This is a genomic window from Bacillus proteolyticus, assembly GCF_001884065.1.
Taxonomy (GTDB): Bacteria; Bacillota; Bacilli; order Bacillales; family Bacillaceae_G; genus Bacillus_A; species Bacillus_A proteolyticus.
Map to the genome: position 1 here is coordinate 1 of NZ_MACH01000143.1, position 6,865 is coordinate 6,865.

Sequence of the window (6,865 nt, forward strand, 5' to 3'; positions counted from 1 at the left end):
AAATCCTCCAGGCATCCAATTAAAATTAATATGATACAAAATAACACCTAGTATAGCTAGGCCCCTTAGACTGTCTAATCCAACCATATAACGACTATTTTTTTTAAAAGGTTTAGTCACCTACAATCACCTCTATTTCTTGGAAATTAGGTAAATAATAGCGGTATAAAATGCTATTAATTTCCTAAAATCGTATAAGCTAAACTATTACAAACATCATTTGGGAAGGCTCAATTTTTTATAATAACATGCACAGCAACTAACACTTTATCACTTTATCACTTTATATGGTAGTTAAATTTTCCCGATCCACACTGAATAGTCCCTTATAAGCCCCATACAAGTAATAAATCATCACAAAAACAAAAAAACGAGCTGAATTCCCCATAAATAACTGTAGAGATATAAAATTTTCACTTTTGGTATATTTCAAAATTTTAGTTCTATGGGCATGTAGCGGTACCCCTAATGAATTTTTTACTTTCTTAGTGCCTCAGCAGGCTCAGTATTAATAAGCTTATAACTTGCTGTTATGCTAATCACGATAACAATAATTGCTGTTACTAAAATAGAAAGAAACATTTGAAGTATCGTGATAACTAAACCAAGATCAAAAGCAATACTGATAAAATACTTTTAAACACTTTATTCAAATGTTTACATTAGGATTTATTGTTATACACAGCTATACGTTTTTTGTGTATTATATAGCAGAAGAGTAAGGTAAGAGTTACTCTTTTCCATTTTAGGAAAGGTTCTGTTGGAGACAACAGGACCTTTTTTCGTAAAAGGATTAGCTTACTTTTAAAAACTTTGCAACAGAACCGAATTACTACTTACGCCAACATAGTTTTATTGTTATATTTAAAATATGAGAATTTGTGAAATTATCAATACGAACAATTATTAATAATAGGAGGTTTTATTATCAAAGGAAAACATCGTAACATTACCCTCGCAATATTAGGACTATATTCCGTTCTGATTCTCTACTTTATGTTCCTTGGTTTCGATAGATTGGGATTAAAATATATTAACCATGAATATGAATTCCAGTTAATTCCGAGTAGTATTCCTTTGAGCTTGCCAAATATGGTAGATAGAGAAGATTTTAATCTATGGTTTTTTAATTTTGGAAATTTAACAGCATTCATACCTTTTGGGGTATTAATTCCTATGTTATATCGTTGTAGCTTTATTAGATTTATTACTTCATTCTGTATTTCTATTCTTATACTAGAAGTACTACAAATGGTTACTTTTCTTGGTGGTTTTGACATTGATGATGTAATTGTGAATGCAATGGGTGCTACGATAGGATTTTGTGCCTATAAAATAGGATTTCGCTCTAATAATACTTTGAAAAACTTTATTATTACAGGTGTAATAGCATTTATCTTGACATTAGGAGTACTTGTAGTTGTAGGCGAAATTAATAAATCATTAGAAAAGGAACAACAATCCCCCAAAAATGGAACCGTTATAGCGCTAAATCAACTGACAGAAAGTACTGGATATGTACCGAATGTTAACAGCTTTGAAGTGGCTCATAAAAAAATTGAACCTAAATTAAATATGTTTAGTAGTAAAGGGACAAATTCTCAGCAATTTAAATACTTGCTAAAAGGTAAGTATGCAAAACTTTCGGGATATCTCGGTATCCCTGATAGTGCGAGTAAACATTCCGGTAAGATAATTTTTTCTATTGATGGAAAAGATGTACAAACCATTCGATTTTCTGAAGAAAGCATATCTACATCCACAAGTTCCTTTAAGATAGAGTTGGCTAAAGCAAATGAACTTAGTATTAAATTTATTGATACAGATGCATTGCTATGGGATGTCAAGCTTACAGAATGGAAAAAATAATGAATTGAATTCCACTAGTTTAGATACTAGCGGATTAAATCTCTGGTTTAATACTACAAATTGTACAAACTTACCTGGGGCTATAGTCTCAGGTGTTTTTTGTTCGTTGTGTTCGTTTGTTTTGTTACCCCTTATCATCCCTTAACAACAAATAAGACGATAAACCGATCACAGCAGCGCCTAAAATAGCCATTCCTATATACATGTATGTTATAACCTTATCAAATGTCCATTTTTTTCAGTTTCACATTCATTGTGTAATTTCTACAAAATAAAAATGAAAGCACCCGAATGGATGCTTTCATTTTTATTTCATATAACCATTACTATCAAAGTAATATGTTACCCCGTCAATTACCCTTGATTCATTTGTTACAAGTCCATAATTTCCAGGAATCCAATACATCCATTTCCCATTAGCAGACGACTGTTCCCAACCTTCTTTCCTAACTAGCTTTCCACCAGGGTTGAATAAGTACCATCTACCGTCTATCTTCAACCAAGGGCTATTATTATCACAAGGAGCAGATGGGTCAAACATAAGTATCCCCTTGACATAATACCAATCTACTTCATTTTCACTTTGCACCCAGGAGTCTATGGAAACCCTATTAATATTCAAATGGTAAATCAGAAATAACCTGTCCTTTTTCCTCTTCATGACCTACATCACATAATGCCACAGCAGGTATAACTAATCCTGCCGTTAACGAAAACGCTATTATTTCTTCTTTGCTTTGCATGTTTTTCACCCCGTGCAATCAATAAAATAATATATAAAGATGAATTATTTTATTGATTGTGTCAAAAATAGAAGAGTGCATTTTATCAACATTTTTTATAAAATTAATTGTCTATTATTTGTTATTTGCGACTGATGATATGTGCCACTCCTGAATTAGAAAGATACACATTTTGGGGAGTTTTACAAAAAGAAGATATCACGCTTACTGACGTAACATAATTAAAGGAGAATAGAACTTGATAAAACATATACTCAGTTTCATTCTTGGAACAATTGTTATATTAATTGGTTCCTTTTGGATTATTCCTTACACCCTCGAAGCAATTGACAGTAACGTAAGTCATATTACTCGTGACAAAAAGTATTTTAGTAAGCTATATGACTATGATATTAACCTTTGGATGATTGCAAACCTTATATTTTTCATTTTTTGTGCAATTACTGTTCTTATATGTAAGTTACTTAATTATACGAAGAACAGAAGTACTCATATAAAAAAATATAGTCATACAAATCAGCGTAAAAAAGCAAAGAGAAGGCGTCGTAAATAATTGTTTTTTATAGGGGTACTCACATCCATCAACTTAAGAATTTAGAATTACCCAAAACGACAAAGAGTCCCAAATTAATTGGGCTCTTTTTACCTTTCTAAAATGTGAAATTTTGTATAAAAGTTTACATTCACTTCTTTAATCATTTATAGCTAATTTTGTAATAAATTTTTCAATATAGGTATAACTGTTATTTATGGTTTTGATATAAAAAATTAACCAAAAACAATATAATATAAATAAGATAGTAATCCCTTTTGTATTCTCCTTGTACTAAAGATAAGATTGTGTTCCCGATTTTATCTTTTTTCTTTGGAGATTTTTGATACAAAAAAGGAATCCTTATAATAAGGATTCTGCAACAGAAAATAACAAAATATAAATAATAAAAAGAATTACTTATATTATAGCTCATATAGCAATAATATAATATTGAGAAATGTTTACATAAATTCAGTATGTATTACGTAGTGTAAGTAAAGCTAATTTCAAAATTTGATATACTAAAAGAAAAAATTAGGATGATAAGGCTATGCCAACAAAAGAATTTCAAGACACAATACAGCATTTTTCTTCTTTCTTATTAGATAAAGGAAGAAAACCTTCCACAATTAAACGATATGTTTATGATATTGAAGATTTTGGTCAGTGGTTGCAAAAATCAAAAAAGCTTCCCTTACGCAATATATGGACGACACTTAGTACCGAGGGCTATGAAGAGTATTTTAATGATTTAAAGAAGCAACGAAATTACTCTGATAAAACGATACATCGTGTTTATATTGTCCTAAGTAGACTTTATCAATATTTAGGCCAACCTAATCCATTAGAAGATATGAATCTCATGATTCAGCCTAATCGGGCGTTACGTGATGAAGACTTTATTTCTAAAGAGGAAGAAAAACGGCTAAAGTACATATTAACTTCATTAGAAGGATTAACAGAAAAACAACGCTCCGCTCGTCCAGTACTTATGGATCGTAACATTGTTATTGTGCATTTACTCATTAATAATGGTTTGTCCTTAAAAGAACTTGTAGGTTTACAGATGAAGCACGTTCATTTTGAAAAAAATACGATCTCAGTACCAGGAATAGTGGGTATAGAGAAGACGGTTCTTTTATCTGAAGATGATAAAAAGCGATTATGTAACTATTATATAACTATTCCTGAACCTGTTCGTCCAAAATATCATAGCAATGATCCACTATTCGTAGCATACGATTTTACTCGAAAAACTTATCATTGGTCATATGACAACGATGCTCCAAAAGCCTTAACAGAAATTGCTGTTCAAAAAATGATTCGACTTGAAGTTGAAAGAGCGAATTTACGAAAAGGAATTTCAGCACAACATCTACGGAATACCTTCATTTTACGGCTAATCGAAAATGAAGTTTTAGAGGGGCAAATTATAAAACAGGTAGGTTTTAAATCTAAACTTTCATTAAAAAGATATTATGATTACATCGATTAGACCTATTCATCGTGAACTACCCGCCACTTAACGTCCTAACGGACTGTTTGAAGTGGGGGCTTCTCGGTTAATCATTACTTTTGATAGCTAACGAAATCGTCCTAAGACAGCCGAGCTAACTCCCTTGTTCCAAAGGTTATTTTATTGCTATTTATGCTAACGCTAATAGGCGTATTGCTTCATTTTTGATATTGATAGCTGCGTTATAATCTCTATCGAGATTTACACCGCATATACAAGAATAGACTCGTTCAGACAATGTCATATTTTTTACATTTCCACAACTGCTACATGTTTTTGTGGAAGGAAACCATTTGTCTATTTTCACAAGTTGTTTTCCTTGTTCATTTAGTTTATAAGCTACGAAAGAAGTGAACATACCCCACCCATTATCAGCGACACTTTTTCCAAAATGAAGTGCTTGCGACATTCCTTTCATGTTTAGGTCTTCAATAGCTACAACATCAAAATTAGCAGCTAACTTTTTAGACTCATGATGAAGGAAATTCTTACGTTGGTTAGCTACTTTCTCATGTAACTTAGCTACACGAATACGTTGTTTATTCCAACGCTCAGAACCTTTATTGCGCCTTGATAATACGCGTTGTGCCTTTGCTAATCGGTCTAACATTTCACGATAGAACTTAGGATAATTGGCTTTCTCATCCTCAGAACTAACGTATAATCCATCCATCGCAAAGTCTAATCCAACAACGGTTTCTACTTCTTTTTGTACAATCTCTTTTTCGTATTCAGTCAAGATGGACACATAGTATTTACCAATAGGTGTCATAGAAATCGTACATGACTTGATCATATAATCTTGTGGTATCTCTCTATGTTGTTTGATACGTACCATTTTCAGTTTTGGCAATTTGATATGACCATTAAGCAACATAATATTTCCGTTTACTACATTCGTTGTATAAGACTTTCTGTCTTTTTTACTTTTGAATGTTGGGAAGTCATTTTGACCACTAAAGAAATTCTTATAGGCAGTTTGCAAGTTTAGTTGAGCATTTGCCAAAGCTAATGAATCAACTTCTTTTAACCACTCAAATTCTGCTTTATATTTCGCGGGAGTTGGAGGCTTTTGTTTCTTTAGTTGTTCCTTATCATCTTTGTATTTTTCGTACGCTTCTTTTCGTTCAGCTAACATTTTATTATACACGAAACGTACACAACCGAAGGTTTTACGCATAAGATATGCTTGTTCTTCTGTTGGATACAAACGGAATGTATATGCTTTATTATGCTTTGTCATATCATTTCACCTCACTTTTCACCTTGATTTTCAATATATTTCTTTACTACGTCTATTGGCGAACCACCAGTAGTTAGTAAGCAAAAACTTCTTGACCAAAACATCTCTTTCCAAAGTTTCTTTTTCACTTGTGGAAAGTCTCTCTTGATTAGTCGAGAACTTGCACTTTTATAAGCATTAATAAATTTTGTCATTTCTGTATTCGGATGTGCCTTGAACAAAATATGAACATGGTCTACATCATGATTCCACTCTACCAGTGTTATGTTGTAATTCTCGGATAACCTGACAAACATGTCTTTTGCATAGTCTGATATATCATCATCGAACACATTTCTTCTGTATTTTACGACCAACACAAGATGATAATACAACAAGAACACTGAATGATTATTGCTATCTAATTTCATTGATATACCAACCTTTATACTTTATAAGACTGATTATATCAGAGGCAAAAAAAAAAGCAAAGCCTTTTGGCTACGCCAAACCGAAATTCATCTCCCACCTACCGCCGGGCTACGCCCTTCACGCGCTTGAGGAAAGAGAATTCTTTCGAGGAATTCGTTAAAAGCCGATTATCCCTTAGCGTACAGGAAATCGGCTTTTTCTATGTGAGGAATCGTCTAACGTACGAAGTTCACATTTTATTGGTGCTAATTCTAATAGGGGTCACCTTATCATACCCATCAACCCAATATTTTGGAGTACCTCCAAAAAAAATTCACCTCAGATACAACAAAAGAGCCTTACCTCTGTAGGCAAGACTCCACTAGTGTAGTTATCTAGTATTTACATAGCAAATAAGAAACATAAAACATATAATACCAAGTAGCAGAACCCTAATATTCCGCCTACAGCTAGTACCTGTTTAACCCAACTCTTGTATTTCAGATTACTGTCAATAATCGCTTGCACTCTTTCCATATCCGTTTCCTCCTATTAAGGAGAACCCTTAA

8 protein-coding genes are annotated in these 6,865 nt (G+C 32.5%); 3 read left to right on the plus strand and 5 right to left on the minus strand.

Annotated features, from left to right (window positions below; all coding sequences use genetic code 11):
- Positions 1-981 precede the first annotated feature (981 nt).
- Positions 982-1,869, plus strand: a complete 888-nt coding sequence (locus BAQ49_RS26605; protein ID WP_279626830.1) for a VanZ family protein — start codon at positions 982-984, stop codon at positions 1,867-1,869.
- A 307-nt stretch (positions 1,870-2,176) separates the two neighbouring features.
- Here the strand turns inward: BAQ49_RS26605 and BAQ49_RS26610 are convergent, their stop codons facing one another.
- Both BAQ49_RS26610 and BAQ49_RS34010 read right to left on the minus strand, forming a co-directional pair.
- Positions 2,177-2,410, minus strand: a complete 234-nt coding sequence (locus BAQ49_RS26610) for a hypothetical protein (RefSeq protein WP_071747740.1) — start codon at positions 2,408-2,410, stop codon at positions 2,177-2,179.
- Between the two features lie 70 nt (positions 2,411-2,480).
- Positions 2,481-2,612, minus strand: coding sequence for a hypothetical protein (locus tag BAQ49_RS34010; protein WP_257208285.1), 132 nt, complete (start codon positions 2,610-2,612; stop codon positions 2,481-2,483).
- 238 nt (positions 2,613-2,850) lie between these two features.
- Between BAQ49_RS34010 and BAQ49_RS26615 the strand changes: the two genes are divergently transcribed.
- Together BAQ49_RS26615 and BAQ49_RS26625 are read left to right on the plus strand one after the other, a co-directional pair.
- Positions 2,851-3,165 carry a hypothetical protein gene (locus BAQ49_RS26615; RefSeq protein WP_071747737.1) on the plus strand — a complete coding sequence of 105 codons (315 nt, stop codon included), beginning with the start codon at positions 2,851-2,853 and terminating at the stop codon, positions 3,163-3,165.
- A 532-nt stretch (positions 3,166-3,697) separates the two neighbouring features.
- The gene (locus tag BAQ49_RS26625; protein WP_071747738.1) at positions 3,698-4,642 is read left to right on the plus strand and encodes a tyrosine-type recombinase/integrase; all 945 of its coding nucleotides are present in this window, start codon (positions 3,698-3,700) and stop codon (positions 4,640-4,642) included.
- A 151-nt stretch (positions 4,643-4,793) separates the two neighbouring features.
- Here BAQ49_RS26625 and BAQ49_RS26630 read toward each other — a convergent pair whose 3' ends face one another.
- The 3 genes from BAQ49_RS26630 to BAQ49_RS34015 form a co-directional block, all read right to left on the minus strand.
- On the minus strand, positions 4,794-5,906 hold the full coding sequence (locus BAQ49_RS26630; RefSeq protein WP_071747739.1) for an RNA-guided endonuclease TnpB family protein: 1,113 nt from the start codon (positions 5,904-5,906) through the stop codon (positions 4,794-4,796).
- A gap of 11 nt (positions 5,907-5,917) precedes the next feature.
- Positions 5,918-6,316 (minus strand): IS200/IS605 family transposase, encoded by a 399-nt coding sequence (gene tnpA / locus BAQ49_RS26635; RefSeq protein WP_002187059.1) that lies wholly within the window; start codon positions 6,314-6,316, stop codon positions 5,918-5,920.
- 382 nt (positions 6,317-6,698) lie between these two features.
- Positions 6,699-6,833 carry a hypothetical protein gene (locus BAQ49_RS34015; protein WP_279626829.1) on the minus strand — a complete coding sequence of 45 codons (135 nt, stop codon included), beginning with the start codon at positions 6,831-6,833 and terminating at the stop codon, positions 6,699-6,701.
- Positions 6,834-6,865 lie beyond the last annotated feature (32 nt).

Coding starts and splice junctions, on each gene's coding strand:
- BAQ49_RS26630 (WP_071747739.1), bottom strand. CDS start 5,906: ATGACAAAGCATAATAAAGCATATACATTCCGTTTGTATCCAACAGAA.
- BAQ49_RS26610 (WP_071747740.1), bottom strand. CDS start 2,410: ATGTTTGACCCATCTGCTCCTTGTGATAATAATAGCCCTTGGTTGAAG.
- BAQ49_RS26625 (WP_071747738.1), top strand. CDS start 3,698: ATGCCAACAAAAGAATTTCAAGACACAATACAGCATTTTTCTTCTTTC.
- BAQ49_RS34010 (WP_257208285.1), bottom strand. CDS start 2,612: ATGCAAAGCAAAGAAGAAATAATAGCGTTTTCGTTAACGGCAGGATTA.
- BAQ49_RS34015 (WP_279626829.1), bottom strand. CDS start 6,833: ATGGAAAGAGTGCAAGCGATTATTGACAGTAATCTGAAATACAAGAGT.
- tnpA (WP_002187059.1), bottom strand. CDS start 6,316: ATGAAATTAGATAGCAATAATCATTCAGTGTTCTTGTTGTATTATCAT.